This is a genomic window from Bradyrhizobium sp. LCT2 (assembly GCF_009931255.1).
Classification (GTDB): domain Bacteria; phylum Pseudomonadota; class Alphaproteobacteria; order Rhizobiales; family Xanthobacteraceae; genus Bradyrhizobium; species Bradyrhizobium diazoefficiens.
The window spans coordinates 5,926,632-5,953,108 of sequence record NZ_CP034432.1 but is presented as its reverse complement, the minus strand read 5'-3'; the positions used below and the strand labels follow the sequence as shown (position 1 = coordinate 5,953,108).

27 protein-coding genes are annotated in these 26,477 nt (G+C 65.3%); 19 read left to right on the top strand and 8 right to left on the bottom strand.

Annotated features, from left to right (window positions below; genetic code table 11):
• Positions 1-115: 115 nt before the first annotated feature.
• The 8 genes from EI171_RS28615 (at position 116) to EI171_RS28580 (ending at position 8,398) form a co-directional block, all read left to right on the top strand.
• Positions 116-1,573, top strand: a complete 1,458-nt coding sequence (locus EI171_RS28615; RefSeq protein ID WP_161537088.1) for a 6-hydroxynicotinate reductase — start codon at positions 116-118, stop codon at positions 1,571-1,573.
• A complete protein-coding gene (locus tag EI171_RS28610; protein WP_161535327.1) occupies positions 1,570-2,469 on the top strand; it encodes a UPF0280 family protein in 900 nt (299 codons plus the stop codon). Before EI171_RS28615 ends, EI171_RS28610 begins: the two co-directional genes overlap by 4 nt.
• A gap of 27 nt (positions 2,470-2,496) precedes the next feature.
• Positions 2,497-3,081, top strand: coding sequence for an amino acid synthesis family protein (locus EI171_RS28605; protein ID WP_011086605.1), 585 nt, complete (start codon positions 2,497-2,499; stop codon positions 3,079-3,081).
• A gap of 80 nt (positions 3,082-3,161) precedes the next feature.
• Positions 3,162-4,364, top strand: coding sequence for an ABC transporter substrate-binding protein (locus EI171_RS28600; RefSeq protein WP_028170888.1), 1,203 nt, complete (start codon positions 3,162-3,164; stop codon positions 4,362-4,364).
• Positions 4,365-4,538: 174 nt separating this feature from the next.
• Entirely contained in the window at positions 4,539-6,428 is a 1,890-nt protein-coding gene (locus EI171_RS28595) for an ABC transporter permease (RefSeq protein WP_161535326.1), read from the top strand.
• Positions 6,425-7,216 (top strand): ABC transporter ATP-binding protein, encoded by a 792-nt coding sequence (locus EI171_RS28590; RefSeq protein WP_161535325.1) that lies wholly within the window; start codon positions 6,425-6,427, stop codon positions 7,214-7,216. The genes EI171_RS28595 and EI171_RS28590 overlap by 4 nt, the downstream gene beginning before the upstream one ends.
• A complete protein-coding gene (locus EI171_RS28585) occupies positions 7,213-7,917 on the top strand; it encodes an ABC transporter ATP-binding protein (RefSeq protein ID WP_011086609.1) in 705 nt (234 codons plus the stop codon). Before EI171_RS28590 ends, EI171_RS28585 begins: the two co-directional genes overlap by 4 nt.
• 25 nt (positions 7,918-7,942) lie before the next feature.
• Positions 7,943-8,398, top strand: a complete 456-nt coding sequence (locus tag EI171_RS28580; protein WP_011086610.1) for a MarR family winged helix-turn-helix transcriptional regulator — start codon at positions 7,943-7,945, stop codon at positions 8,396-8,398.
• A 113-nt stretch (positions 8,399-8,511) separates the two neighbouring features.
• Here the strand turns inward: EI171_RS28580 and EI171_RS28575 are convergent, their stop codons facing one another.
• A complete protein-coding gene (locus tag EI171_RS28575; RefSeq protein WP_161535324.1) occupies positions 8,512-9,708 on the bottom strand; it encodes an amidohydrolase family protein in 1,197 nt (398 codons plus the stop codon).
• 156 nt (positions 9,709-9,864) lie between these two features.
• Between EI171_RS28575 and EI171_RS28570 the strand changes: the two genes are divergently transcribed.
• The 4 genes from EI171_RS28570 to EI171_RS28555 all read left to right on the top strand — a co-directional run bounded on the left by EI171_RS28570 (position 9,865) and on the right by EI171_RS28555 (position 12,785).
• On the top strand, positions 9,865-10,638 hold the full coding sequence (locus EI171_RS28570) for a ferredoxin--NADP reductase (protein WP_161535323.1): 774 nt from the start codon (positions 9,865-9,867) through the stop codon (positions 10,636-10,638).
• Between the two features lie 106 nt (positions 10,639-10,744).
• The gene (locus EI171_RS28565) at positions 10,745-11,071 is read left to right on the top strand and encodes a hypothetical protein (protein WP_028170891.1); all 327 of its coding nucleotides are present in this window, start codon (positions 10,745-10,747) and stop codon (positions 11,069-11,071) included.
• Between the two features lie 111 nt (positions 11,072-11,182).
• Entirely contained in the window at positions 11,183-12,439 is a 1,257-nt protein-coding gene (locus EI171_RS28560) for a cytochrome P450 (RefSeq protein ID WP_161535322.1), read from the top strand.
• Between the two features lie 112 nt (positions 12,440-12,551).
• The gene (locus EI171_RS28555; RefSeq protein ID WP_028170893.1) at positions 12,552-12,785 is read left to right on the top strand and encodes a hypothetical protein; all 234 of its coding nucleotides are present in this window, start codon (positions 12,552-12,554) and stop codon (positions 12,783-12,785) included.
• Between the two features lie 22 nt (positions 12,786-12,807).
• On the opposite strand, the gene EI171_RS28550 is transcribed toward EI171_RS28555, so the two are convergent.
• The 4 genes from EI171_RS28550 to EI171_RS28535 all read right to left on the bottom strand — a co-directional run bounded on the left by EI171_RS28550 (position 12,808) and on the right by EI171_RS28535 (position 17,112).
• Positions 12,808-14,061: a DUF763 domain-containing protein gene (locus EI171_RS28550; protein WP_161535321.1), complete on the bottom strand. Its 1,254-nt coding sequence runs from the start codon at positions 14,059-14,061 to the stop codon at positions 12,808-12,810.
• Between the two features lie 151 nt (positions 14,062-14,212).
• Positions 14,213-15,136: a PepSY-associated TM helix domain-containing protein gene (locus tag EI171_RS28545; protein WP_161535320.1), complete on the bottom strand. Its 924-nt coding sequence runs from the start codon at positions 15,134-15,136 to the stop codon at positions 14,213-14,215.
• A 180-nt stretch (positions 15,137-15,316) separates the two neighbouring features.
• On the bottom strand, positions 15,317-16,120 hold the full coding sequence (locus EI171_RS28540; protein ID WP_161535319.1) for an ABC transporter substrate-binding protein: 804 nt from the start codon (positions 16,118-16,120) through the stop codon (positions 15,317-15,319).
• Between the two features lie 14 nt (positions 16,121-16,134).
• Entirely contained in the window at positions 16,135-17,112 is a 978-nt protein-coding gene (locus EI171_RS28535; protein WP_161535318.1) for a tripartite tricarboxylate transporter substrate binding protein, read from the bottom strand.
• 108 nt (positions 17,113-17,220) lie between these two features.
• Between EI171_RS28535 and EI171_RS28530 the strand changes: the two genes are divergently transcribed.
• The 7 genes from EI171_RS28530 (at position 17,221) to EI171_RS28500 (ending at position 23,415) form a co-directional block, all read left to right on the top strand.
• Positions 17,221-17,925: a TetR/AcrR family transcriptional regulator gene (locus tag EI171_RS28530; RefSeq protein ID WP_028170897.1), complete on the top strand. Its 705-nt coding sequence runs from the start codon at positions 17,221-17,223 to the stop codon at positions 17,923-17,925.
• A 29-nt stretch (positions 17,926-17,954) separates the two neighbouring features.
• A complete protein-coding gene (locus EI171_RS28525; protein WP_161537087.1) occupies positions 17,955-18,839 on the top strand; it encodes an amidohydrolase in 885 nt (294 codons plus the stop codon).
• Positions 18,836-20,137, top strand: a complete 1,302-nt coding sequence (dctA, locus tag EI171_RS28520; RefSeq protein ID WP_161535317.1) for a C4-dicarboxylate transporter DctA — start codon at positions 18,836-18,838, stop codon at positions 20,135-20,137. The genes EI171_RS28525 and dctA overlap by 4 nt, the downstream gene beginning before the upstream one ends.
• A 67-nt stretch (positions 20,138-20,204) precedes the next feature.
• Positions 20,205-20,918 (top strand): PIG-L deacetylase family protein, encoded by a 714-nt coding sequence (locus EI171_RS28515; protein WP_011086622.1) that lies wholly within the window; start codon positions 20,205-20,207, stop codon positions 20,916-20,918.
• Positions 20,915-21,598: a 4-carboxy-4-hydroxy-2-oxoadipate aldolase/oxaloacetate decarboxylase gene (locus EI171_RS28510; RefSeq protein WP_161535316.1), complete on the top strand. Its 684-nt coding sequence runs from the start codon at positions 20,915-20,917 to the stop codon at positions 21,596-21,598. Before EI171_RS28515 ends, EI171_RS28510 begins: the two co-directional genes overlap by 4 nt.
• Positions 21,599-21,625: 27 nt before the next feature.
• Positions 21,626-22,495, top strand: a complete 870-nt coding sequence (locus EI171_RS28505; protein WP_161535315.1) for an ABC transporter substrate-binding protein — start codon at positions 21,626-21,628, stop codon at positions 22,493-22,495.
• Positions 22,492-23,415 (top strand): NAD(P)-dependent oxidoreductase, encoded by a 924-nt coding sequence (locus EI171_RS28500; RefSeq protein WP_161537086.1) that lies wholly within the window; start codon positions 22,492-22,494, stop codon positions 23,413-23,415. Before EI171_RS28505 ends, EI171_RS28500 begins: the two co-directional genes overlap by 4 nt.
• Before the next feature lie 18 nt (positions 23,416-23,433).
• On the opposite strand, the gene EI171_RS28495 is transcribed toward EI171_RS28500, so the two are convergent.
• The 3 genes from EI171_RS28495 to EI171_RS28485 form a co-directional block, all read right to left on the bottom strand.
• Positions 23,434-23,739 carry a hypothetical protein gene (locus EI171_RS28495; RefSeq protein WP_060913046.1) on the bottom strand — a complete coding sequence of 102 codons (306 nt, stop codon included), beginning with the start codon at positions 23,737-23,739 and terminating at the stop codon, positions 23,434-23,436.
• 175 nt (positions 23,740-23,914) lie between these two features.
• On the bottom strand, positions 23,915-25,120 hold the full coding sequence (locus EI171_RS28490; RefSeq protein WP_161535314.1) for an amidohydrolase family protein: 1,206 nt from the start codon (positions 25,118-25,120) through the stop codon (positions 23,915-23,917).
• Between the two features lie 79 nt (positions 25,121-25,199).
• A complete protein-coding gene (locus tag EI171_RS28485) occupies positions 25,200-26,441 on the bottom strand; it encodes an amidohydrolase family protein (RefSeq protein WP_161535313.1) in 1,242 nt (413 codons plus the stop codon).
• Positions 26,442-26,477: the final 36 nt, after the last annotated feature.

Here is a 26,477-nt window from a genome sequence, read left to right as displayed (position 1 = left end):
TGAGGTTTTATTCGGCAGCGCATCTTTTCGCGCGCGCCGCCGCTTGACAGCTATCGGGACCGCGCGCAACATCGTTCGTATACGAATGATAACCGCAGTGTCCGCTGGCTTGCACATGGTGACTGAAACGACGAGCGCCGCCACCGACAAGATCCGCTGCGATGCCTGTCCGGTGATGTGCTACATCAAGCCGGGCGCGGCGGGCGCCTGCGATCGCTATGCCAATCACGACGGCAAGCTCGTTCGCGTCGATCCGCACGTGATCCTGGAGCGCACCGTTTCGCATGGCGGCAAGCTTGTGCCGTTCAGCCGCACGGAAGACTGGGACGGCAAGATCGTCCACGAACCCTCGACCTTCGTCACCGCGATCGGTGCGGGCACGACCTATCCGGACTACAAGCCGGCACCGTTCATCGTCTCTGCGGAAGTCGACGGCGTCGACATGGTGACCGTCGTCACCGAGGGAATCTTCTCCTATTGCGGCATCAAGGTGAAGATCGACACCGACCGCTATCTGGGCCCGGAGACCGCGACCGTGCGCGCGCAGGGCGAGGCGGTCGGCCACGTCACCACCAGCGAATACGGCTCGCAGATGCTGTCGCTCGGCGGCGTGCATCATCTCACCGGCGGCTCCAAGAAGGAGGGCCGCGTCACCTGCGATACGCTGATGGACCTCGCCAATTGCAAGGCGGTCGAGCTCACCATCGACGGCGGCGCCACGGTGGTGGTGCAGGCCGGCCGGCCGCCGATCGTCAACGGCGCGAAAGAAGAGCGCATGCGCGTCGGCTGCGGCTCGGCGACGATCGGCATGTTCGCCAAGCAATGGCATGGCAAGGTCGACGAGGTCGTGGTCGTCGATGACCACATCACCGGCGTGCTCTCAGAGCACCAGGCCGGCAAGCTGCTCGACATCGCCGACACCGGCATCAAGATGAAGGGCCGGCGCTCGACGCCCGGCCGCTATTTCCAGGTCGCCGATCCCGGCACGGGGTGGGGCGGCACCAACATTTCCGATCCGCTCGCGATCCTCGGACCGTTCGATGCGAAGGAGGCCAAGCCAGGCCTCTCCATGCTGATGGTTTCCACGACGGGTGAGCATTCGTCCTATTACGTGCTCGACGAGGCCTTGAAGCCGGTCGAGACCGAGATGCCGGCCGATCTGAAGTTCTCTGTCGAGCGTATCCAGGAGAATTGCGAGCCGGCGCTGTGCACCGTGCTGTTCATGGCCGGTGCGGGCGGCTCGCTGCGTGCGGGCGTCACCGACAATCCGGTGCGGCTGACGCGCTCGGTGAAGGACGCGCTGACACGCGTCACCAGCGGCGGCGCACCGGTCTATGTCTGGCCCGGCGGCGGCATCACTTACATGGTCGACGTGACGCAGATGCCTTCAGGCGCGTTCGGCTATGTGCCGACGCCGGCGCTGGTCGCGCCGATCGAGTTCACGATGAAGCTGTCCGACTACGCCGCGCTCGGTGGACACATGGATTACGTCAAGCCGCTCTCGGAAGTACAGAACGGCGAGGATGTCCGCCAGTTGCCCTGGCAGAACCCGATTCCAGGGCCCCGGGCATGACACGGCTCCCGCAAATCGCATTGCTGTCTGATGGTCGGCGGCTGCATTTGCAGGATGGGCCGATTGATCTGATCGTCGAAGCGAGGGGGGGCGCGGGCGAGGTGCGTGCGGCCTATGACGCCGCAGCGCGCCGCTTCACCGGACTGCTCGATGAGCTCTGCGTGGAGCTGACGGAGCTGCGCAAGGCAGCGGAACCCGGAGCGTGCCCACTGAAGGGCGCCGTTGCGCGCCGCATGTATGCCGCCGTTGCGCCCTATGCCCCCGATTGCTTCATCACGCCGATGGCCGCGGTGGCGGGCAGCGTGGCCGAGGAGATTCTGGGCGCAATGCTGAACGCGGCGTCGCTCGACCAGGCCTATGTCAACAATGGCGGCGACATCGCGCTGCATCTTGCGCGAGGCGAACATTTTTCGGTCGGCCTGATGGACCGGCCCGATCGCGACGGCGTGATGCGGAGAATGAAGGTCGATGCTGATGATCCCGTGCGGGGGATCGCGACCAGCGGGCGCCACGGCCGCAGCTTTTCGCTCGGCATTGCCGACGCCGTGACGGTGCTGGCGGCAACGGCCGCGCAGGCCGATGCGGCGGCCACGATCATCGCCAACGCTGTCGATCTGCCCGGGCATCCCGCCATCGTCCGGCAGCCCGCGAACGAGCTTCAGCCCGACAGCGATCTCGGCGCGCGTCTTGTCACCCGCAACGTCGGCGAATTGTCACCGACCGAGATTTCGGCCGCGCTGGAATCTGGCGCGGAATGTGCACGGCAATTGTTCGATCGCGGATTGATCGAGGGTGCCGTGTTGCAGCTCAGTGGTGATATGCTCGTCATCGGAACAAAAGATATTGAACGGCAACGATCGCGCCCGTCTGTGCTGGAGAACGCGGTTCATGCCTGAGCAGGGAAGAGCCCAAGGGAAACAATCATGAGCGCGATCATCCGCAAGATCGTCACGGTCGTCGAAGAGACGCAAATGGAGATGGGCCGCCAGGTCTCGCCGCCGACCCGGCGCGCCGCGGCCATCGCCGTGATCGAAAATCCCTTTGCCGGACAATATGTCGAGGATCTCGCGCCGCTGATCGCGATCGGCGAGGAACTCGGCGAACTGCTGTCGAAGCGCGCAGTCGCGGCGCTCGGGATCGACGGGGCGAAGGTGCAGAGCTACGGCAAGGCGGCGGCCGTCGGTGAGAACGGCGAACTGGAGCATGCGGCAGCGATCCTTCACCCGAAGATGGGCGCGCCGGTGCGGAAGGTTCTGAGCAAGGGCGCAGCGCTGATCCCTTCGTCGAAGAAGCGCAGCGGCCCCGGCACGACGCTCGATATTCCCCTGGGTCACAAGGATGCGGCCTTCGTGCGCAGCCACTTCGACGGCATGGAAGTGCAGATCAACGACGCGCCGCGCGCCAACGAGATCATGGTCGCGGTCGCCGTTACCGACAGCGGCCGTCCGCTGCCGCGTGTGGGCGGGCTGACGGTTGCGGAGATCAAGGGCGAGGACGGTCTGAGATAGAGTTTGAACCGGGGAGGCGGGCACTGCTTCCCCGACAAGATCACGCTGAAGACGTAGAGAGTTCAAAACTGGAGGTTGGGATGCGAGCGAGAAACTATTTTGTGGGCGCGGCCTTCGCGCTTCTGGCCGGCGGCATGGCTCATTCGGCCGTGGCCCAGGACATCAAGATCGGCGAGATCAACAGCTACTCGCTGCTGCCGGCCTTCACCGAGCCTTATCGCAAGGGCTGGCAGCTCGCCGTGGAAGAGATCAACGCGGCCGGCGGCATCAACGGCAAGAAGCTCGTCGTCGTCTCCAAGGACGACGGCGGCAAGCCGGCGGATGCGCAGACTGCGGCCAATGAGCTCGTGTCGAGCGAGGGCGTCGCGATGCTGACGGGGACGTTCCTGTCGAACATCGGTCTGGCCGTCAGCGACTTCGCCAACCAGAAGAAGGTGTTTTTCCTTGCGGCCGAGCCGCTGACGGACGCCGTGACCTGGTCGAAGGGCAACAAGTACACCTTCCGCCTGCGGCCCTCGAACTACATGCAGGCCGCGATGCTGGTGGAAGCAGCCAGCAAGCTGCCGGCAAAGCGCTGGGCGACGATCGCGCCGAACTATGAGTACGGCCAGTCGGCAGTTGCCGTGTTCAAGAAGCTGATGTCGGAGAAGCGCCCCGACATCCAGTGGGTGGACGAGCAGTGGCCGCCGCAGGGCAAGATCGATGCGGGTCCGGTGGTGCAGGCGGTTGCCGCGGCCAATCCCGAGGCGATCCTCAACGTCACCTTCGGCGCCGACCTCGTGAAGCTCGTGCGCGAAGGCAACACCCGCGGCCTGTTCAAGGGGCGCGAGGTCGTGTCCTTCCTGACCGGCGAGCCCGAATATCTCGATCCGCTCAAGGACGAGACGCCGGAGGGCTGGATCGTCACCGGCTATCCCTGGTACTCGATCAAGACGCCCGAGCATGATGCGTTCCTGAAGGCCTACCAGGCCAAGTACAACGATTATCCGCGTCTCGGCTCGATCGTCGGCTACCAGACCATCAAGTCGGCCGCCGCGATCCTGGCAAAGGCCGGCTCGACCGATCCGGAGAAGCTGATTGCCGCAGCCGAGGGCCTGTCGATGCCGTCGCCGTTCGGCGAGATCACCTTCCGCAAGATCGACCACCAGTCGACCCTCGGCGCTTACGTTGGCAAGACCGCGCTGAAGGAGGGCAAGGGTGTGATGGTGGACTCTTCTTACAAGAAGGGCGCGGACTATCTGCCCAGCGATGCCGAAGTCGAGAAGCTGCGTCCGAAGGACTGATCTCTTTCTTCTCCCTCGCCCCGCTTGCGGGGAGAGGGTCGGGGTGAGGGGGAGCCTCCGCGAGGGAGGTAACCATCGAGCTTGCGGAGACTCACCCTCACCCGAATTGCTCCGCAATTCGACCTCTCCCCGCAAGCGGGGAGAGGTGAAGCAACACCTGAACCCGGACCGCCGATGGCCTTTTATGTCGTACAGTTTCTGACCGGTCTCGCCAGCGCAGCGTCGCTGTTCCTGGTGGCCTCGGGCCTGTCGATCATCTTTGGCGTGACGCGGATCGTGAATTTCGCGCATGGCGCCTTCTACATGATCGGCGCCTACATCGCCTTCACGCTCACCGAGCGGCTTTCGGGCGCGTTCGGTTTCTGGGGCAGTATCGTCGCGGCCGCGCTGGCCGTGGCGCTGATCGGCGTCATCGTCGAGATGGTGCTGCTCCGCCGCATCTATCACGCGCCCGAATTATTCCAGCTGCTCGCGACCTTCGGTCTGACCCTGATGGTCGAGGACCTCGTCGTGCTGATCTGGGGGCCCGACGATCTCGTCGGCCGCCGCGCGCCGGGCTTCAAGGGCGCGATCGATTTCTTCGGCCAGAACATCCCGAGCTATGACCTGTTCCTGATCGGGCTCGGCCCGGTCGTGCTCGGCATTCTCTGGCTGCTGTTCCAGCGCACGCGCTGGGGCGTGCTGGTGCGCGCGGCAACGCAGGACCGCGACATGGTCGCGGCTCTCGGCGTCAATCAGAAATGGTTGTTCACGTCGGTGTTCGCGGTCGGCGTCTTCCTCGCAGCGCTCGGCGGCGCGCTCCAGATCCCGCGCGATGCCGTGCATCACGCGATGGATCTGCGCATCATCGTCGAGGTCTTCGTCGTGGTCGTGATCGGCGGTCTCGGCAGCATCGTCGGCGCCTTCGTCGCGGCGGTGCTGGTCTCCGAGCTCAACGCCTTCGGCATCCTGATCTTCCCGAAGATCTCCATCATCCTGGTCTTCCTGGTGATGGCGGTGGTGCTGATCGTCCGCCCCTGGGGCCTGTTCGGCAAGCCGGAGGCGGCCGCGCGCAAGACGCCGGGTCTCACCGTCAATCCCTGGCGCCCGCTGTCGTCGAACGAGCGGCTGGCCGCGCTGGCAACGCTCGTCATTGCCGCAACGCTGCCGCTGTTCGCCGGCAACTACGCGCTGACCGTCGGCTCGGAGATCGCGATCTTCGTGATCTTCGCCGTCAGCCTGCACTTCCTGATGTCGGTCGGGGGACTCGCGTCTTTCGGCCACGCCGCCTATTTCGGCCTCGGCGCCTACGGCATCGCCTTCCTCGCCAAGATGGCCGGACTGCCGATGATCGTCTGCCTGTTGCTCGGGCCGCTGCTCGGCTGCATGGGCGCCGCGGTGTTCGGCTTCTTCGCCGTGCAGCTCTCCGGCGTCTACTTTGCGATGCTGACACTCGCCTTTGCGCAGATCGTCTGGTCGATCGCGTTCCAATGGGTGAGCGTCACCGGCGGCGACAACGGCATTCTGGGCGTCTGGCCGGAAAAATGGGCGGCGAGCCCGTCGCACTTCTATTGGCTGGCGCTCGGTGTCGCGGCGCTCGTCACGTTCGCGCTGCGGGCCATGGTGTTCTCGCCGTTCGGCTACGCGCTGCGGGCCACGCGCGACTCGCTGCTGCGCAGCGAAGCGATCGGCATCAACGCCAAGCGCATCCAGTGGACGGCCTTCGTGATCGCGGGCACGACCGCCGGCATCGGCGGCGCGCTGTTCGCCTATCTCAAGGGCAGCGTCTTCCCGGACAATCTAGGCATCTCGCTTTCGGTCGACGCGCTGGTGATGGTGCTGCTTGGCGGCGTCGAGACGGTGTCGGGCGCGGTGATCGGCGCCATCGTCTACAAGGCGCTCAACATCTGGCTGGTCAGCCAGACCGACTTGTCGAAGCTCGTGCTCGGCGGCTTCATCGTGCTGATTGTCGTCGTCTTCCCCAAGGGCATTGTCGGCATGCTGGAGATGCTGGCGCAGCGTCGCAGGAAGACATCGCCGCCGGGATCTCCCTTGCTTGCCAAGCCGATCGAGTCCGCCGAATGAGCGTCGCACCCCCACTTCTCGCGGTCGAAGGCCTGACCAAATCCTATGGCGGCATCCATGCCGTGCGCGGCGTCTCGTTCTCGCTGCGCGCCGGCGAGATCCTGGCGCTGATCGGCCCGAACGGCGCCGGCAAGAGCACCTGCTTCGACATGCTCAACGGCCAGAACAGGCCGGATTCCGGCCAGGTCCGCCTGCTTGGCGAAGAAACCACCGGCAAGAAGCCGCGCGAGATCTGGCGGCTCGGGGTGGGGCGTACCTTCCAGATCACCGCGACGTTCGCGACCATGACGGTGCGCGAGAACGTGCAGGTTGCGCTGATCTCGCACGCGAAGCAGCTGTTCAATCTCTGGGGCTCGGCGCCGAAGTTCGATCGTGGCGAAGCCGGCCGCTTGCTCGAGCTCGTCGGCATGAGCGGCTATGCGGATCGTCCCTGCGGCGAGCTCGCCTATGGCGACCTCAAGCGGCTCGAGCTTGCGGTCGCGCTCGCCAACCAGCCGAAACTCTTGCTGATGGACGAGCCGACCGCCGGCATGGCGCCGCGCGAGCGCGTCGATCTGATGCGGCTGACGGCTCAAATCGCGCGGGAGAAGTCGATCGGCGTGCTCTTCACCGAGCACGACATGGACGTGGTGTTCGAGCACGCCGACCGCATCATCGTGCTCAACCGCGGCACGCTGATCGCCGAGGGCTCGCCCGCCGAGGTGCGTGGCAACCCGCAGGTGCAGGCGGTCTATCTCGGCGAGGGGCTCGTCTACGATGCCCGCCATCGCGACGGAGCCTCGGCATGAAACTCACGGTGCAGGACCTCAACAGCCATTACGGCCCGGCGCATATCCTGTTCGACATCGGTTTCGAGGTCGGCGAGGGCGAGGTGGTGGCGCTGCTGGGCCGCAACGGCGCCGGCAAGTCGACGACGTTCCGCTCGATCGTCGGCCTCGTGGCGCAGCGCTCGGGCCGCATCATGTTCGAGGGCAAGGACGTGTCGGTGCGGCCGACGCACGAGATCGTGCGCGAGGGGCTCGGCTACGTGCCGGAGGAGCGGCGAATCTTCACCGATCTGACGGTGGAGGAGAATCTCGAAGTCGGCCGGCAGCCGAAGCGCCCGAACGCGCCCTACTGGACGCGCGACAAGTTGTTCACGCTGTTTCCGAACCTCGGCGAGATGAAGAACCGCCCGGGCGGCCGCATGAGCGGCGGCGAGCAGCAGATGCTCACCATCGCGCGCACGCTGATGGGCAACCCGTCGCTGGTGCTGCTCGACGAGCCGTCGGAAGGCCTGTCGCCGAAGATCGTGGAACAGATGGTCGATGCCATCCTGACCATGAAGAAGGAGGGCGTCAGCATCGTCGTCTCCGAGCAGAATCTGCACTTCGCGCGGTTGATCTCCGATCGCGCCTATATCATCGAGCGCGGCCGCATCTGCTTCGGCGGCACCATGGCCGAGCTCGACGCGCGTCCGGACATCCGCGACGCGCATCTGTCGTTGTGACGGCAAAGGGAAGGGCAGCGAGCGGATGGCGAGAAGCGTTGCGGCGAAGAAGAGCGTCAAACCGGCAAAACCGCCTTACGTGCTCGACGAGCAGGTCGGCTTCATCCTGCGCCAGGTCTGGCAGCGCCACAGCTCGATCTTCTCCCGCGATATCGGCACCAATCTGACGCCGACGCAATGGGCGGCGCTGTCAAAGCTCGCCGAGACCGGGCCGTGCTCGCAGAACCAGCTGGGACGGCTGACCGCGATGGACGTCGCGACCATCAAGGGCGTGATCGACCGCCTGACGGCGCGCGGCCTGACTGAAACCAGCCAGGATCCCGAGGACGGGCGACGCCTGCTGGTGAGCCTGACGCGTGCCGGTCAGCAGCTTGCCGAGAAACTGGCGCCAAATGCGCTCGCCATCACCCGCGAGACGCTGGCGCCGCTCGACGCCAAGGAGCGCGAGATGCTGATGGCGCTGTTGAGCAAGTTGCGGTGAAATTGGCTGTCATTCCGGGGCACGCGCGCCGCGCGTAAACCCGGAATCCGGAGATTGTTGCTCGAGATTCCGGGTTCATGCTCTCGCGCGCGCCGGAATGACGGCAAGTGCCGTCACTTCGCCACCACTTCCGGCACCTTGCCGGCCGGCGGCGTGTTGCGGCTGCGCTGGGTGCGGACGATGCCGTCGATGATGGTCATGCCGATGCCGGGGAGGTCGCCGAGCTGGACGCTCTCCAGGATGTTCTTGCCCGGCGAGTGCTGCGCCTTGTCCATGATGACGAAATCCGCGGCGCGGCCGACCTCGATCAGGCCGCAATCGAGCTGCCGCATCCGCGCGGTGTTGCCGGTGGCGAGGCAGAAGGCGATCTCGGCCGGCAGCTCTCCGATCGAGGACAGCATCGAGACCATGCGCAAGATGCCGAGCGGCTGCACGCCGGAGCCGGCCGGCCCGTCGGTGCCGAGGATGACGCGGTGCAGGTCGCCCATTTCGCGCGCGATGCGCAGCGTGTAGAGCGCCGAGCGCTCGTTGCCGTTGTGAACGATCTCGAGCCCGCGCTTGCAGCCCTCGCAGATGCAGCGGATCTGGTCGTCGGGAAGGGCGGTGTGGCCGCCATTGATGTGGCCGACCACGTCGGTGTCGGCCTCCAGCACCACGTCCTTGTCGATCAGGCCGGAGCCGGGGATCGAGGGGCCGCCGGTGTGGATGGTGCTCTGGATGCCGTATTTGCGCGCCCAACCCACCATCTTGCGCGCAGTGGGTCCGTCCTTGACGCCACCGAGGCCGACTTCGCCAAGCAGCTTGACGCCGGCGGCGGCCAATTCCTTGAAGTCTTCTTCGACCATCTCGCATTCGATGACCGGCGCACCGGCATGAACCTTCACGCCGCCCGGACGCAACGTCCAGAACGCGCGCTGGGCGAAGATCGCCATCGCCTTCAGCCCCACCACGTCGCGGGGGCGGCCCGGCATGTGCACTTCGCCTGCCGAGATCATGGTGGTGATGCCGCCATGGAGGGAGCTGTCGATCCAGTTGATCTGGTTCTGGCGCGGCGTCCAGTCGCCGGCGACGGGGTGGACATGGCTGTCGATCAGGCCGGGGGTGACCGTGGTGCCGTTGGCATCGACGATGGTGGTCGCGCCTTCCGTGTCGAGATCCTTGTAGCGGCCGATCGCGGTGATCTTGCCGTTCTCGGCGACGATGGTGTCGCCGTCCAGGATCGGCTTTTCCAGCGCGCCCGACAGGATCAGGCCGATATTGCGGATCACGAGCTTCGAGGGCCCGGTGGCCTGGGGTGCGTCATGCGCCATGGAAGGGGTCCTTTTCCTTAACTGCAACGCTGCCGATCTTGGGCAGCCTTGACCAGGGGATCAAGCCGGATTATTCATTAGTACACGAATGATCGTGTACAAACGACGCATAGCTGACCGCCTCGGAACCGCAACGTAGCGACACGGAAGGGTGAGATGAGCAATTTCAACCAGGAAAGCGTTTTGAGCGTCCACCACTGGACCGACACGCTGTTCTCCTTCAAGACCACCCGCAGCCCGACCTTCCGCTTCCGCAACGGTGAATTCACCATGATCGGGCTCAAGGTCGGCGAGAAGCCGCTGCTGCGGGCCTACAGCGTCGCCAGCGCCAATTACGAGGACACGCTGGAGTTCTTCTCGATCAAGGTGCCGGACGGCCCGCTGACCTCGCGGCTCCAGCACCTGAAGGAAGGCGACGAGATCATCGTCAGCCGCAAGGCCACCGGCACGCTGGTGATCGACAATCTGGAAGAGGGCCGCAACCTCTATTTGATCGGCACCGGCACGGGGCTGGCGCCGTTCCTGAGCGTGATCAAGGACCCCGAGACCTACGAGCGCTTCGAGAAGGTGGTGCTGCTGCACGGCTGCCGCCACGTCAAGGAACTCGCCTATGGCGAGATGATCACCGAGCATCTGCCGAAAGATGAGCTGCTCGGCGAGTACATCAGCAACCAGCTCATCTACTACCCGACCGTGACCCGTGATCCCTTCCGCAACCGCGGCCGCATCACCGACCTCATCACCTCGGGCAAGCTGTTCAGCGATATCGGCCTGCCGGCGCTGGAGGCCGCGCACGACCGCGTCATGATCTGCGGCAGCCCGGCGCTGGTCGCTGACACCCGCGTGCTCCTGGGCGAGCGTGGCTTCATCGAGGGCAATCACGGCGAGCCGGCCCAGTTCGTGGTCGAAAAGGCCTTCGCCGAGCGCTAGACGCGGAATTCTTGCGCAATAAGACCGTATTTTCGCCCTCGCACGGGCGTTGCGGCGCCGATTCGGCACACGATACACTGTGGGAACGAATCAGCGGAGTTCCCACATGGTTGCGGACAGCGACAGCAACATCGCCTGGCACCGGGTTCAGTTGAAGAAGAACCGCGCCGAGTTGAAGGCGCTCGAGACGGCGCGCTTCACGATGGGCGAGATCGCCTCGTCGAAGCGGAACGGCCAGACCCAGAAGGCGGTCGCGGAACTGAAGCGCAAGATCGCGCAGTCGGAACGCGCGATCGCCGATTACGACAAGCGCACGCGCCGTCCGCTTACCACCGATCTGCAAAGCCTCAGCAGCGGCAGCTGGAGCCATTGGGACGCCTACACCAATCAGCAGCAACGCAAGACCGGGCCGCGCTCGCCGGGCCGTGGATAGGCTCTGGTCGCGCGAGCATCGCGCTGGCGCAGCCAGCACCGGTTCCGGCCCTTGCACGTGGGTCCGCGCGCACCATCTGGTTGAGACGCCACCAACCAATCCGGTGATCCCATGGCACCGCGCCTCGATTTCACCAGCGAGGCCTTCTTTCGCGATCCGCCCGCGGCGATCGCGGCGCTGCGCGCCTCGGGCCCCGTGGTTGCGACGCGATTTCCTCTCGTCGGCGATGTCTGGATCACCACGACCCATGACGCCACCGCTGAGGTCCTGAAGGACGGCACCACCTTCACGCTGCGCAAGGAGGACGGCAAAGTCGCCGGCCTGCGCTGGTGGATGCCGAAGCTCGTCACCACCATCGCCAACAACATGCTGACCATGGACGAGCCCGATCACACGCGGCTGCGCAGCATCGTGGACGAGGCATTTCGCCGCCGCGCGATCGTGGCGATGGAGCCACGCATTCGCGCCATCGCCGACGGCTTGGCGAACGACCTGTTTGCCGATGGCAGCCCGGCCGACCTCGTCCAGTGCTACGCCCGCATCCTGCCGGTGTCGGTGATCTGCGAGCTGCTGGGCCTGCCTGCGGCCGATCGCCCGAGATTCATCGCCTGGGCCAACAAGATGTCGTCGCTGACGAATGTCGTCAGCTTCTTCCGCCTGCTGTTCGCGTTCCGCAAGATGCGCGCCTACCTCGAACAGCAGTTGCAGATCGCGCGCGTGCAGGGCGGCGAGGGCCTGATCGCCGAGCTGGTCCAGGTCGAGCGCGAGGGCGGCCAGATCACGCCGGACGAAATGGTGTCGATGGTGTTCCTGCTGCTCGCGGCAGGCTCGGAGACCACCACGCATCTGATCAGCGGTTCGGTCTACGAGCTGCTCAGGAATCCGGCCTTGCGCGACTGGCTGGAGGAGGATTGGAGCCGCATCTCACTCGCCGTCGAGGAATTCCTGCGCTTCGTCTCGCCCGTGCAGTTTTCCAAACCGCGCTATCTGCGGCGGGATGTCGAGCTTGCGGGCGTACGGCTGAAGAAGGGCGACCGAGTCATGGTCATGCTTGCCGCCGCCAACATGGACCCGGCCGTGCACGACCGCCCTGAGCGGCTCGACCTCACGCGCAAGCCGAACCGCCACATGTCGTTCGGAACGGGAATTCATTTCTGTCTCGGCCACCAGCTTGCGCGGATCGAAGCGACTTGCGCATTGCAGGCGCTGCTTGCGCGATGGCCGAAACTCGAGCTCGCCGTGGACCCCGCGCAAATCCACTGGCGCAAGCGGCCGGGTATGCGTGCGATCGCGCGATTGCCTGTCGTTGCCGGCGGGAACCGCAGGCCGAGCCGTGGTGCCGCCGCCGAGCCGTTGCTCGCGGACTGACGCAGCGCACGCCGTGCCGGGAACAATGGCGCGCATCATCTTGCGTGGAGTGCGAAACAATCTCCGTCGCGCAGGCGTTGCACCAATGCACGCAGCAGCAAGGGAGCAGTCCATGCCCAACGGCGGCAAGACGCATATCGGATCAGGCGCGCGCGGCAAGGGCGCGGGGACTGGCGCACTCACGGACATCGCAAAGGACAAGGTCGGCGACAACATGATCCTGTCGAACCGCGACAAGGCGCAACATTCCGACATTCGCGGCATGGACGGAAAGTTCATCCAGACGGAGCAGTACCAGGATCATTCGGCCAACCGGCTGCTCGACGACGAGGAGGCTGAAGACTAGGCGAGAGCCCCGAGCGGCAGCTTCAGGAGCCGGCCGATTTCTTCGGAGCGACGAGATCGCGCTCCCAGCCGAATACGGAGCGGCCGTCGAGCTCGGGAGATGCCGCACGCTCGCCGGCGATGTAAGCCTCGACCGACGGTCCACGCGCGGTCCGCTCCAGCCGTCGCGCCTGGTCGTCGAGACGCCTGAGCGCCTGCATCTCTTCCTCGCGTCCGAGTTTTGCGTTCTGGATCGCGCCTTTCAGCACGCGGATGGTCTCGTCATAGACCTTGATCGGGACGGGGTAGGGATGCCGATCCTTGCCGCCATGAGCGAGCGAGAAACGGGCGGGATCGTTGAAGCGATAGGGGGCGCCGTGCACGACCTCGGCCACCATCGCCAGCGAACGCACCGTGCGAGCGCCGACGCCGGGCGTCAGCAACAGCTCCGGGAAGTCGACGGGGCCACGCTCGGCTGCCGCAGCCAGCGTGCCGTGCAGCCGCCGCGCGAACACGTCCTTGGGCCTGACATCGTGATGCGCGGGCATGATCAGATGCGGCAGCATCGCCTGCGCCGGTTCGGGCGCGGCCCCGGTGAGCCGCTCGAATTCGGCGACGATGCGATCGGGACCGAGATCGCCGAGGAGTTCGAGCTGCGCGCTGCGCGAGATATCGGCGCGGTGGTCGGTGAGATTGACGATCTCGCCTTGCTGCGGCCCGTCGATCGCGCTGTGCGGCGCGTCAACGAAACTCTTCAAGGCCTCGGAATGCCAGTGATAGCGGCGGGCCTGCCGCTTGTCGCCGTTCATGCCCTGCTGCACCACCGTCCACTTGGCGTCGGCCGTGACGAAGAAGCCATGGAGATAGAGGTCGAAGCCGTCCTGCACGGCCGCGCTGTCCACCTTCGCGACCAGCCGGCTGGCGCGGGTGAGCTTTACGCCGTCGAAGCCGACGCGCTCGCCGAGCTGCAACAGCTCGTCCGGCGTCTTGCGCGAATGCTGGCCTCGGCCACCGCAAACATAGATCCCGAGTTCGTCCTGCAGCGGGCCGAGCCCGCGCTTCAGCGCGCCGATCACGGAGGTGGTGATCCCCGAGGAGTGCCAGTCCATCCCCATCACGGCACCGAACGACTGGAACCAGAACGGATGCGACAGCCGCTGGAGAAACGCATCGCGGCCGTAATGATGCACGATCGCCTGCGTGACGATCGCGCCAAGCGAGGCCATGCGGCTCGCAAGCCACGGCGGAACCCGTCCGGTGTGGAGAGGAAGATCGGCGCTGCCGGTACGTCTGGTCATGTGTGCGGCAGACTAGCGCGATCCGGCGACCGTTGCACGAGGGGAATGCTGCATCGTGCTGCGTGACGAGGGAAAGGCCGGTGACCATCCCTCTCGATAGGATGCGGGACGCTCAGCCGGGCCGGCGCGCGCAGTTGAACGCTTTCTCCGATCAGGCGGCCTTGGCAACGGTTGCGCCAGGTTGCTTGTTCGATCGCGCTCGCGGCTTGCGCAGCTTCCGTCGCGCCCAGATCAGGAGGCCCGTCGACAGCAGCGTTAGCAGTGCGATCGACGTCACGACGTTCAGAGGCGAAGCGATCGGAGCCGACCAGTTTCCCTCATGGATCAGGCGCGGCCAGTTGCGCGACAGCGGTGTGACGCCGGATGAATTGACGGCATAGGCGCGCAGCTCCCCGTCCTCATAGATCCGCGCCATCGTGCGACCGCCGCGCGCGCCGATCGAGATCACATGCGACAACTCGTGCGAATCTGCGACCATGCGAACAGCATCGGGCAGGGTAACGGGACGTCCACCGCCGGCTGGAGCGGCGCCGCTCTGGAACGTCAGGCCGAACGCCATGCACAGGCCGGTCAGCGGGCTCAGCAGGATCAGCGGCAATGCAAACCATGCGGTGCCCTTGTGCCATCCGGACAGCGAATTGCGCAGGCGCGGCAGTCCCATGAGGAGGCCGAGCACCATCAGGGACACCATGGCGATGGTCGAGCTTGTCACCAGCCACGCCTGGCCGAGCAGCCGTTCATGCGTGACGCGGGCCCACAGGAAGAGATCAGGGAGGCTGGAGCCCGCGGCGGCGGGCTCGCCCGTTGCGAGATCGATCGCCGAGGTGCCGGCGCCTTGCAGCGTCATGCGCTGGCTCGCGGCATTGACCGAAAGCCCGCGCGCCTTGCTATCCGGATCATACCGTTTCACCAGCTCGACGATGCGCCCGGCGTCGATCGCCGGACCACTGATGCCACTGACTTGCACCAGCGGCTCGAAGGACAGAATCAGTCCGGTGGCGATGATCGCGAGCAGGGGCAGCGCGAAGACCAGCGTGATCCATCGATGCAGTGTCAACAATAGAGGTTTGTTCATTCTCGGTCTCCGGCGATCTCACGCTTTCGTCGCCCAGCGCAGCCAAGAAGACCAATGACGCTTTGTCCATGTTGCTGCGTTGATTTGCAGCAAACGGAGTAAGCGATGTTGGCGAATGCCAATCGCTTGCACCTGGGCGGAGAGCGTCTGGCGGTCCGCGGAGCGGGCGGAGAATTGAGTCTACTTGCGCGTCGCCTTGGTCGCGCCGCGCAGGCCGGCCTGCTGCTGGATCGTGTCCAGCGCGCCGGAGGACTGCTCTTCCGTCACGAAGCGATTGAGCATGGGAAGCGCGTCCTCGCGTCCCCGGGGGATCGCGATGGCCATGTGCTCCAGCCCCCAATTGCCGTCGAGGATTTTCGCGCCCGGCATCTGGTCGGACATCTCGAACAGCGTCGGCTTGTTGGTGGCGTAAAGGTCGATCTCGCCGCGGCCGAACATGCCGATGGCGGCCGTGACGCTTTCGGCGGGAACGATGGTCGCGTTCTTGAACTTCGCCGGCAGCGTTCGCTCGGAGGTCGAGCCCTTGGTGACGCCGATCTTCACGCCGGGCTTGTCGATATCCTCAACCTTGCCGACCGGCGAGTTCGCCGGAACGAGATAGCCGAGCTCGATCGCCAGCACGGGCTGACTGAAGCTGACCTCGCTGGCACGGGCCGGCGTGGCATTGGTCACGGTGAAATCGACCCGGCCGTCGTGAATCGCGGTGACGATGTCGGCGACGCGCTCGAACCTGACATAGTCGACACCGACGCCGAGCCGTTTTGCAAGCTCGCCGCCGAGATCGTAGGCGAGGCCGTGCGGCTTGCCGGCCGCATCTGTTACCATCGAGGTCGGGCTGCCCGGATAGATGCCGACCCGCAAGGTGCCGCTCGGCGCCAGGAGCTTTGCTTCGCCGTCGGCCTTCGCGAACGAGCCGGAGAGGCCGACGGTTGCAAACGCGAGCAGGGCGGCGAGCGCACCGTGCCTCCAGGAAGATATCCTCATCAGACGATCCCGCCTTACTGCGCGCGGATGTTGGCGGCCTTCAGCACCGGCTCCCATTTGGTCGCCTCGGCGTGCATGTAGGCATCAAAGTCCTTGGCGGAGGAGCCGACCGGAGCTGCGCCGATCTTGCCGAGCGTCGACAGCACGCTGGGGTCTTGCAGCGCGGCCTTGAGGTCGGTCTCGAGCCTGGACACGATCTCCGGCGGCATTTTTGCCGGGCCCAGCACGCCCCACCAGACCGAGACGTCGTAGCCTGGCACGCCAGCCTCGGCGATGGTCGGAACATCCGGCAGCGCCTTGGAGCGTTCGGCTGATGTCACCGCGAGCGCGCGCACCGGGCCGCCTTCGAGCTGGCCGATCGCCTCTGCAAGCGGATTGATGCTGAGCGGGATCTCGCCGGCGATGACGGCGGTCAGTGCCGGCGCGCCGCCCTTGTAGGGGATCGCGACGATCTTGGTGCCGGACATGTATTTGAGCAGCTCGCCGGCAAGATGCGCGGACGTGCCGTTGCCGGACATGCCGTAGGAGAGCTTGTCCGGCTCCTTCTTGGCAGCGGCCAGCAGATCGCCGAGCGTCTTGTAGGGGCTGTCCTTCGCCACCACGATTGCGAGTGGAGAAGAGGCCACTTCGGTGATCGCAGTGAAATCCTTGAACGTGTCATAGGGCACGCTCGGGTAGATGAACTGGTTGAGCGGATGGCCGCTCGCGACCAGGATCAGCGTGTAGCCGTCGGGTGCGGCCTGCGTCAGCGCCTGCGAGGCGACGATGCCGCCGGCGCCGGGACGGTTGTCGATCACCGGCTGCTGGCCCCAGGTCTTGGCCAGCGCCTGGCCGAGCGTGCGCGCGAGCACGTCGACCGCGCCCCCGGCCGCGTAGGGCACCAGGATGTGGACCGGCTTGCTCGGATAATTCTCAGCCTGCGCGGCGTTCGCCGCCAGCAGCAAGCCCGCACCGACCACGAGCCGACCAATTGTTGTGTTCAAACCCAGCATTTTCCCAGCACTCCATTCGCCCCTGCTGCGGTCTTCCGAACCGCCCGGGGACGTCTCGCATCGTTGTTGTTGACGAGACCTGATCTTTTGTACGATAGTACAAATAGCATGGTACGCAAGCCCACCAGCAAGGAAACGGCCCGCAAGCCGAACATGCGCGAGGCGATCCTCGCCGCGGCCGAGGAGCTGTTCGCCACCAACGGCTTCAATGCTGTGTCCGTGCGCGACATCGCACAGGCCGCCGGCGCCAATCCCGGCAGCGTGACCTATCATTTCAAGACCAAGGACGGCCTGCTGCTGGAGATCTACCGGCGCCATTGCGGGCCGATGAATCTCCGCCGCTCCGAGCTGCTCGCCGCCGCCAGGCGCGTGCGCGATCTCCAGGACCGGCTGGAGGCGATCGTGCGGGCCTATGTGGTGCCGGCCTTCACCTCGGGCAGCGATCTTGCCGGTGGTGGGGCGCGCTTTACGCGGCTGCGCGCCGTGATGTCGGCGGAAGGCAACGAGGTTGCGCGAAAAATCATCGCGCAGACCTTTGACGACACCAGCCACGCCTTCATCGACGCGGTCCACGAGAGCCTGCCGCACATTCCGCGCACCGACATCGTATGGCGCAGCCATTTCCTGCTCGGTGCACTCTATTATTCGCTGGTGACGCCGGACCGCGTCTCGCGCCTGTCGCGTGGCGAGGCCGACGGCAGCGACGCGGCCAGCGCCATCGAGCAACTGGTGCAAGCCACCGTCGCCGCGTTCCAGGCACCGCCGCTCGACCAGCCGGCGCGCCGGCGGGCCGTTGCCAGCAGCAAGACTTGAAGAAGCGGTCACGCTCGGCGGTTCGACTGATGACGATGATGTACACGCCGACCATTCCGCCGCCGGATCCGAACACGCGCACGCCGGCGTTCAAGCTGCCGAAGCTGTCGTGCGACGCGCATTGCCACATCTTCGGGCCCGGCGCGAAATACCCGTATGCGCCCGACCGCTCCTACACGCCGCCGGACGCGCCGCTGGAGGACTTCCGGGCGCTGCACGCCAAGCTCGGGGTGGAGCGGGCGGTCATCGTCAATGCCAGCGTCCATGGCACCGACAATACGGTCGCGCTCGATGCGATCGCGCAAAGCAATGGTGCCTACCGCGCGGTCGCCAATATCGACGACACCATCACCGAACGCGGACTTCGCGTGCTGCACGAGGGTGGCTTCCGCGGCTGCCGCTTCAATTTCGTCCGCCATCTCGGCGGCGTTCCCGACAAGCGCGTGTTCGACCGCATCATCGCGATGGTCGCGCCGCTCGGCTGGCACATCGACCTGCATTTCGACGCGATCGACCTGCCTGAATATGCCGACATGCTGACGAAGCTGCCGCTGAGCTACACCGTCGACCATATGGGGCGGGTGAAGGCGTCGGACGGGCTCGACCAGCTTCCGTTCAGGATTCTGATCGAGCTGATGCAGCGCGACGAGAAATGCTGGGTCAAGATCTGCGGCTCCGAGCGTGTGTCCTCGGCCGGCCCGCCCTTCACTGACGCCGTGCCGTTTGCGCGCAAGATCGTCGAGACTGCGGTTGACCGTGTCATCTGGGGCACGGACTGGCCGCATCCCAACGTCAAGGTGATGCCGAATGACGGCGACCTCGTCGATTTGATCCCGCTGTTCGCGCCGGAGCCGGAGTTCCAGCAGAAGATCCTCGTCGACAACCCCGCGCGCCTGTTCGAGTTCGACCAATGACGGCGCTGGCGATCGACAAGCCGCGCGGCCGCGCCTGGTGGAAGGAGCTCTGGATCCAGGTGCTCATCGCCATGGCGGCCGGCATCGCGCTTGGGATCGTAAGCCCCGACGCGGGTGCCAAGATGCAGCCGCTTGGGGATGCCTTCATCAAGGCGATCCGGATGCTGATCGCGCCGATCATCTTCTGCACCGTCGTGCACGGCATCGCCCATATGGCCGACATGGCGCGCGTCGGGCGCGTCGCGGTGAAGGCGATCGTCTATTTCGAGATCATGACCACGATCGCGCTGATTATCGGGCTCGTCGCGGTGAACCTGCTCAGGCCTGGCGTCGGCATGAACATCGATCCCGCCAGCATCAATGCCAGCGCGATCGAGCCTTATGTCAAGCAGACGAGCGTCATCGGCTTCGTGCCGTTCCTGATGAACATCGTTCCCGCCACGTTCATTGGCGCGTTTGCCGAGGGCAACATCCTCCAGGTGCTGTTCATCTCCGTTCTGTGCGGCTTTGCATTGGTGCAGCTCGGCGAGCGCGCCGCGCCGCTGGTGCATCTGATCGACCTCGCCGCCAAGATGGTGTTCGCCGTCGTCGGCTTCGTGATGTGGGCGGCGCCGATCGGGGCATTCGGCGCCATTGCCTTCACGGTCGGCAAGTTCGGCGTCGGCTCGCTGGCCTCGCTCGGTAAGCTGCTGGGCGGCTTCTATCTCACTTGCGTCATCTTCATCATCGTGGCGCTCGGTCCCGTGGCGCGGCTGTGCGGCTTCTCGCTGCTCAAGCTGATCCGTTACATCTGGGAAGAGCTGCTGATCTGCATCGCCACGACCTCGTCCGAGACCGTGCTGCCTCGGATGCTGACCAAGCTGGAGAAGGCGGGCTGCGAGAAGAGCGTGGTTGGCCTCGTCATCCCGACCGGCTATTCCTTCAATCTCGACGGCACTTGTCTTTACCTCGCCGCGGCCTCGGTGTTCCTGGCGCAGGCGACCAACACGCCGTTCGGGCTCGCCGAGCAGGTCGAGCTGCTGCTGATCCTGCTCGTGACCTCCAAGGGCGCGGCGGGCATTGCAGGCGCGGCCTTCGTCGTGCTGGCGGCGACGCTGTCGGCGACCGGCACCATTCCGGTGACGAGCGTCGCGCTGGTGCTCGGCATCCACCGCCTGATGTCGCAGGGGCTGACGCCGACCAATTTGATCGGGAACGCGGTTGCGACCATCGCGATTGCCAAATGGGAAGGCGCGCTCGACGGCGAGCGCCTGCGGCGCGTGCTCGACGGCGAGGAACAAGCGGCCGTCACGGCCTGATGAATTGGCTGCCTGCACGAGGCGGGCGGCCTATGAAGCCTACGAACGAAAGAGGGGAGTTTGTCCCATGAAAACAGGTCTCGTCGTCACCGCCCATCCGGGCGATTTCGTCTGGCGCGCCGGCGGCGCCATCGCGCTGCATGCGAAAAAGGGCTATCGCATGAAGATCGTCTGCATGTCCTTCGGCGAGCGCGGCGAGAGCCAGTTCGCCTGGAAGGAGAAGGGCGCGACGCTGGAATCGGTCAAGGCCGGCCGCAAGGACGAGGCGGAGCGGGCGGCCAAGCTGCTCGGTGCCGAGATCGAATTCTTCGACTGCGGCGACTATCCGCTGAAGCTGACGGAAGCGCATTTCGACCGCATGGTCGACATCTACCGCGAACTCAATCCGAGCTTCGTGCTGACGCATGCGCTGGAAGACCCCTATAATTTTGACCATCCGAACGCCGCGCATTTCGCGCAGGAGACCCGCGTGGTCGCGCAGGCCATGGGCCACAAGCCCGGCGCGCAGTACAAATATTCGGCTCCGCCGGTGTTCCTGTTCGAGCCGCACCAGCCGGAGCAGTGCAACTACAAGCCGGACCTGCTCCTCAAGATCGATGAGGTCTGGAAGGAGAAGTACGAGGCGTTCCAGATCCTGGCCGCACAGAAGCATCTCTGGGGCTATTACGAGCGCGTTGCGCTCAACCGCGGCATCCAGGGCAGCCGCAACACCGGCGTGCCGATGACCTATGGCGAGGCCTATCAGCGTCTGTTCCCGACGGTTGCGGAGGAGCTCGCATGAAGTCCGTCGTCGTTCGCAGCATCAAGCGTGCCGATCCCGCCGGAATGGCAGAGTACGGCGTCTCGACCGTGCACGAGGCCTATGGCCGCATCGGCCTGATGAAGCCGTATCTGCGGCCGGTCTGGGCAGGTGCGTCGATTGCCGGCCCGGCCGTCACCGTGCTGGCGCAGCCCGGCGACAACTGGATGATCCATGTCGCGGTCGAGCAGTGCAGGAAAGGCGACATCCTCGTCGTCGGCTGCACCACCGACAACACCGATGGCATGTTCGGGGAGCTGCTCGCGACCTCGCTCCAGGCGCGTGGCGTGCAGGGGCTGATCATCGATGCCGGCTGCCGCGACGTCAAAGCGCTGCACGAGATGAAGTTTCCGGTGTGGTCGCGCGCGGTCTCGGCCAAGGGCACGGTCAAGGCTACGCTCGGCTCGGTCAACGTCCCCGTAGTCTGCGCCGGCGTCAACGTCGATCCCGGCGACATCATCGTCGCCGATGACGACGGCGTGGTGGTAGTGCCGAAGCGCAATGCGGCCGAGGTCGCCGAAAAGGCGAACAAGCGCAACGCGGACGAAGGCGGCAAGCGCAAGCGGCTGGCTTCGGGCGAACTCGGTCTCGACATGTACAGCATGCGCGAGGCGCTGGCGAAGGCCGGTCTCGTTTATGTCGACAATCCCGAGGACGTCTGAGCGAAATAATGGAAGCGGAGCGGGCGGATGGATCGTCTCAAGCTGAAGGCCGTGCTCGGAAGTCACCCCCATGTGCAGGCGGTGAAGGGCGGCGAGCTGCGCTCCGACCTGTTCGACCTCGACTTCATCGAGTACACGCCGACCAACACCGCGTTCAAGCCGATGGTGCGTGAGCAGGCGTTCGATGTCTGCGAGATGGCGATCGTCACCTATCTGATGGCGAAGGCCCACGGCAAGCCGCTGGTGCTGCTGCCGGCGACCATGCTCGGGCGTTTCCAGCATTCCTATGCGCTGTATAACCCCTCGCATGGGACGCTTGGGCCCTCCGATCTCGAAGGCAAGCGCGTCGGCATCCGCTCCTTCACGACGACGACGGGCGCCTGGATCAGGGGCATCCTCGCCAACGATTACGGCGTCGATCTCGACAACATTCGCTGGGTGACGTTCGAGGATCCGCATGTCGCCGAATATGTCGACACCACCGAGCGCGCGCCGAAGGACAAGAAGATCCTGCAGATGCTGATCGACGGCGGACTGGATGCCGTCCTCGGCGAGACCTCCAACGATCCCAAGCTGAAGCCGCTCTTCCCCGATCCCGCCGCGGAAGCCGCCAAATGGTATGCGCGGCGTGGCGTCGTGCCGATCAATCATCTCGTGGTCGTGACCGAACAGCTTGCGAAATCGCGGCCTGATGTGGTCGCGGGCGTCTATGATCTTCTCAAGCGGAGCAAGGAGCAGGTGGGCCCCGCCGCAACGCCGGACCTCGTCCCGTTCGGGATCGAAGCCAACAGGAAGCCGCTCGAATTGATCGTCGACTATGCATTCCAGCAGGCGTTGATCCCGCGCCGCTATGCGGTCGAGGAGCTGTTCGACGAGACGACACGAGGATTGAACTGATGTCGGATCCGAGACGATGGCAGATCGGGCTGGTCGGCTATGGCGAGGTCGGCCGGATATTGGCCGAGGATTTGCGCCAGCAGGACATCAAGGTTGCCGCCTATGACATCAAGCTCGGGGGCGAGCAGGATACTGCGCTGAAACAGCATGCAGCGAAATTCGGCGTTGGCCTTGCGGCGTCTCACGCCGAGCTGACCGCGAAATCCGATTTCATCATCTCTGCGGTCACGGCAAGCCAGGCCGTTCCTGTCGCAAAGGCCTGCGCCGCCGCGATCAATCAGGGCACCTGGTTCCTCGATTTCAACTCGGCCTCGCCCGGCGCCAAGCAGCGCGCCGCGGTGCTGATCGACGGTGCTGCCGGGCGCTATGTCGAGGGTGCGGTGATGACTTCGGTGCCGCCGTATCGCATCAAGGTGCCGCTGCTGCTCGGCGGCCCCGGTGCCAGGGAGCTGGAGCCGCTGCTGAACGCCATCGGCTTTGCGGCGAAGGTCGCGAGCGACAAGCTCGGCGTGTCCTCCGCGGTGAAGATGTGCCGCAGCATCATGATCAAGGGCCTCGAGGCCATGGTCATCGAAAGCTTCACCACCGCGCGCGCCTATGGCGTGGAGGATGCCGTGCTGGCCTCGCTCGCAGAAACGTTTCCCGCCATCAATTGGGAGACGCAGGGCGCCTATTTCTTCCAGCGCGTGATCGGGCATGGCCGCCGGCGTGCCGAGGAGGTGCGCGAAGTTGCCGAGACGGTACGCGAAGCGGGACTGACGCCGTGGTCGGCGCAGGGCACGGCCGAGCGGCAGGCCTGGGTGGCCGATCTCGCCGATGAAGGGCTGTTCGGCACCAGGGGCACCGGGGAGTTTGCCCGTAGCGCCGACTGGCGCATCGAGGCCGACCGGATCCTCGCGAAGATCAATCGCGCGAAGTAGGGCGACGCCAGCCCAGGACTATGCCGCGCCAACGCCCATGAGCTCGTCGCGGGTGCGTTCGATCAATGCCATCAGGCTTTCGGCTTTGCGGACCAGCCGATCACTCGCAGCTTCAGTCCGGAATTCTGCGCGGATCGCCCGAATGCACTTGTCGGCCGTGTCGAGCGCCATAAGCGCACGTGTCAGGTCATCCTGAGTCTGGACATCAGCGAGATCGAGGTCCGACAGGACGTGCCCGATGCCGTCGAGCCGCTTCACGGCGACCTCGCTCGGTGTTCTCGCTCGAACGGAATGAATGTCGATGCTGCTGAATGCGCTGAACATGTCCATGCTTCCCCGTTGAATGCAGACTTCAGTGCAGGCCCTACTATGACCGGCACCGCGGGACTTGCAATGCGCGCACCTATCGGGAATCGGAGAGAATCTACTATCCGGGATTCTACCGTATTCGGAATTCTGGAAAGCTTGGCGGTAACATCGAACTGAAAGCGGCCGGTCGTCAGCCGGATTTCCCTACTATCCTGCCGCTCGCGGCGACGAGCCTGCCGTCCTTGTAGACGGAGCGCCCTTGCGGCACCGCGACGACGGCCTCGGGAACGTGTTCTGCATTCAGCGCCACGAAATCGGCCTTCGCGCCGATTCGCAGGCCATAGCCTTCGAGCCGGAGCGCCTTTGCGCCTGATGCGGTGACGACGTCGAATGCGGCGCGCAGTTCCTCATCGATGTTGAAGCCGGAACGGTAGCCGAGCGTCGTGGCCCGGCGCAGCATGTCGCCGTCGCCATAAGGCCACCAGGAATCGCGGATGTTGTCGTTGCCGCTGAAGACGGTCACGCCGGCATTGCGCAAGGCGAGGATCGGCGGAAACGGCCGCGCGCCCGGCGCGTTGGTCATGATCGCGACGCCGGAGCGGGCGAGGATGTCGGCGACCTTCTTGAGGTAATCCGCGGCGATGTCGCCGAGCCCGTAGGCGTGGCTGACTGCAACGCGCCCCTCCATGCCGAGCGCGCGCGTGCGTGCCGCAATCTGCTCGATCTCGAAGGCGCCCAATGTGCCCATGTCGTGCAGATGGATGTCAATGTCGACGCCGTGCTTATTGGCGACGCCGAACACGACGTCGAGATGCTTTTCAACGTCGCGATCGAAGCTCGCGGGATCGAGCCCGCCGACGAGGTTGGCGCCAAGCCCGATGGCCTCGTCGAGCAGTTGCGCCGTGCCCGGGCTCGACAGGATGCCGCTCTGGGGAAAGGCGACGAGCTGGATGTCGATCAGGCCGTTGTATTCCTCGCGCACGCGCAGGATCGTCTCTAGCGATTTCAAGCCGACCGAGCCGTCGACCATGACGTGGCTGCGCATCTGCGTGGTGCCGTGTCCGATGCAGAGATCGAGCTGGTTGCGCGCCCGCACGTCCATCGGCGCGGCCTCGGCCATGTTTTGCGCCTGGAAGGCGACGCGTTCGTGCACGTTGAATCCGTCGGTGCACGGCTTGTGCGGCCGCCAGGCGTCGCCATAGAAACTGGTGTCGAGATGAATGTGGCCTTCGACGAAGCCGGGAACGACGAGGGCATCTTTGAGGTCGATCGTCTCGGCACCGGCGGGTGGCTGGTCAACGGACGTGATTGCGGCGATGCGTCCGTCCTTGACCGCGATGTGATGGCGGGTGCCGCCGTCGAAGCGTGCGTTGAGGAAGAGTGTGTCGAAGGCCATCCGGTTCCTCCGTTGGATGATCTGCGGAGTGTTGCGCGGGCCGCGGGGCGGGCGCAAGGCACGGCAAGGCGAGGGCTGCTCAGCGTCCCGGGCTGAACAGAGTGGGCCGCTGCCGCGCAAAAGTCTGCCGGCCAGCCTTGAAGCCCATCATGACATCAGGAAGCTCGGCGATGGCGAAGCGGCTGTCTTGCGTGTCGAGCACGATGAGATCGGCGGGATTGCCGACCTTGATGCCGTAATCGCCGAGGTTCATCAGCCGTGCCGGCAGTTCGGTCACGAGATCGAGGCAGATGTCGAAGTCGCTGACCGAGGCGTGGGCGACGTTGGCGTAGAAATTCGCCATCCGCAGCAGCGAGGCGTCGCCGAACGGCGTGAACGGATTGAGCACGTTGTTTGTCGCGACCGAGCACAACACCCCGTCTCCGGCGAGCTTGTGGGCGAGCGTCAGTCCGCGCGGCGCGTTGTGGGTGGCCTCGCGCCCCATCAAATAGAGATCGGTCGCGGGCAGCACGGTGACGGCAACGCCGGCTTTCGCCAGTTGCGCGGTGGCAGCTTTCAGCGGCTCCGGCGGCAACGCGGAGAGTTTCGTGGCATGACCAACCGCCACGCGTCCCCCGTAGTTGCGCCGCTCGGTTTGCCGGCACACCTCGTCGAGGTGCCACCAGGATGGGTCGAGGTCGAAATCGAGATGGAGATCGACGTCGACGTCGAATTCCTGCGCGAGATTGAAGATGCGCTCGAGGTGAGCATTCGGGTCGGTGTCCATATAGGGACAGCCGCCGATGACCTCGCCGCCTTCGCGCAGCGCCTGGATCAGCAGGTCCTCAGCTCCGGGATCGTTGGTCAGGCCCTCCTGCGGAAAGACGCAGAGCGACAGGTCGATCGCCCAAGCATAGTCGCGCTTGAGCGCCTTGACAGCTTCGAAGCCACGCAAGCCGATACGCGGGTCGATCTCGACATGCGTGCGCATGCGCGTCGTGCCGTGCACGATCGCGCGCTCGAGCACGCGGGCACCGCGCGCATAGACGTCCTCGACCGTAAAGTCCTTTTTCATCCCGGCAACGGCACGGATCGCCTCCGAGACGCTGCCGTGATTGTGCCCGCAGCGGCCGAGCAGGCAGGCCTTGTCGAGGTGGATGTGGGTGTCGACGAAGCCGGGCAAAGCGAGGTGTCCGCCGACATCGACCTCGACGGCCTCGCAGGTCAGCCCTGGCTCGATCGCGGCGATGCGGCCGCTCTTCACGCCGATATCGACGGGTGCGGCGGATGATCGCAACAGCGCGTTCCGGAAGATCAGGTCGAAGGCGGTCTGACTGGTCATGGCACTTGCGGGCGGAATTTAGAGCAATCGGCCGAG

Bases quoted from the DNA above. Each gene is read 5' to 3' on its own strand.
- EI171_RS28585 (WP_011086609.1), top strand. From the start codon at position 7,213: ATGAAACTCACGGTGCAGGACCTCAACAGCCATTACGGCCCGGCGCAT.
- EI171_RS28600 (WP_028170888.1), top strand. From the start codon at position 3,162: ATGCGAGCGAGAAACTATTTTGTGGGCGCGGCCTTCGCGCTTCTGGCC.
- dctA (WP_161535317.1), top strand. From the start codon at position 18,836: ATGACGGCGCTGGCGATCGACAAGCCGCGCGGCCGCGCCTGGTGGAAG.
- EI171_RS28530 (WP_028170897.1), top strand. From the start codon at position 17,221: ATGGTACGCAAGCCCACCAGCAAGGAAACGGCCCGCAAGCCGAACATG.
- EI171_RS28515 (WP_011086622.1), top strand. From the start codon at position 20,205: ATGAAAACAGGTCTCGTCGTCACCGCCCATCCGGGCGATTTCGTCTGG.
- EI171_RS28540 (WP_161535319.1), bottom strand. From the start codon at position 16,120: ATGAGGATATCTTCCTGGAGGCACGGTGCGCTCGCCGCCCTGCTCGCG.
- EI171_RS28555 (WP_028170893.1), top strand. From the start codon at position 12,552: ATGCCCAACGGCGGCAAGACGCATATCGGATCAGGCGCGCGCGGCAAG.
- EI171_RS28485 (WP_161535313.1), bottom strand. From the start codon at position 26,441: ATGACCAGTCAGACCGCCTTCGACCTGATCTTCCGGAACGCGCTGTTG.
- EI171_RS28580 (WP_011086610.1), top strand. From the start codon at position 7,943: ATGGCGAGAAGCGTTGCGGCGAAGAAGAGCGTCAAACCGGCAAAACCG.
- EI171_RS28590 (WP_161535325.1), top strand. From the start codon at position 6,425: ATGAGCGTCGCACCCCCACTTCTCGCGGTCGAAGGCCTGACCAAATCC.
- EI171_RS28535 (WP_161535318.1), bottom strand. From the start codon at position 17,112: ATGCTGGGTTTGAACACAACAATTGGTCGGCTCGTGGTCGGTGCGGGC.
- EI171_RS28510 (WP_161535316.1), top strand. From the start codon at position 20,915: ATGAAGTCCGTCGTCGTTCGCAGCATCAAGCGTGCCGATCCCGCCGGA.
- EI171_RS28575 (WP_161535324.1), bottom strand. From the start codon at position 9,708: ATGGCGCATGACGCACCCCAGGCCACCGGGCCCTCGAAGCTCGTGATC.
- EI171_RS28550 (WP_161535321.1), bottom strand. From the start codon at position 14,061: ATGACCAGACGTACCGGCAGCGCCGATCTTCCTCTCCACACCGGACGG.
- EI171_RS28490 (WP_161535314.1), bottom strand. From the start codon at position 25,120: ATGGCCTTCGACACACTCTTCCTCAACGCACGCTTCGACGGCGGCACC.
- EI171_RS28495 (WP_060913046.1), bottom strand. From the start codon at position 23,739: ATGTTCAGCGCATTCAGCAGCATCGACATTCATTCCGTTCGAGCGAGA.
- EI171_RS28570 (WP_161535323.1), top strand. From the start codon at position 9,865: ATGAGCAATTTCAACCAGGAAAGCGTTTTGAGCGTCCACCACTGGACC.
- EI171_RS28525 (WP_161537087.1), top strand. From the start codon at position 17,955: ATGACGATGATGTACACGCCGACCATTCCGCCGCCGGATCCGAACACG.
- EI171_RS28545 (WP_161535320.1), bottom strand. From the start codon at position 15,136: ATGAACAAACCTCTATTGTTGACACTGCATCGATGGATCACGCTGGTC.
- EI171_RS28615 (WP_161537088.1), top strand. From the start codon at position 116: ATGGTGACTGAAACGACGAGCGCCGCCACCGACAAGATCCGCTGCGAT.
- EI171_RS28505 (WP_161535315.1), top strand. From the start codon at position 21,626: ATGGATCGTCTCAAGCTGAAGGCCGTGCTCGGAAGTCACCCCCATGTG.
- EI171_RS28565 (WP_028170891.1), top strand. From the start codon at position 10,745: ATGGTTGCGGACAGCGACAGCAACATCGCCTGGCACCGGGTTCAGTTG.
- EI171_RS28605 (WP_011086605.1), top strand. From the start codon at position 2,497: ATGAGCGCGATCATCCGCAAGATCGTCACGGTCGTCGAAGAGACGCAA.
- EI171_RS28595 (WP_161535326.1), top strand. From the start codon at position 4,539: ATGGCCTTTTATGTCGTACAGTTTCTGACCGGTCTCGCCAGCGCAGCG.
- EI171_RS28610 (WP_161535327.1), top strand. From the start codon at position 1,570: ATGACACGGCTCCCGCAAATCGCATTGCTGTCTGATGGTCGGCGGCTG.
- EI171_RS28560 (WP_161535322.1), top strand. From the start codon at position 11,183: ATGGCACCGCGCCTCGATTTCACCAGCGAGGCCTTCTTTCGCGATCCG.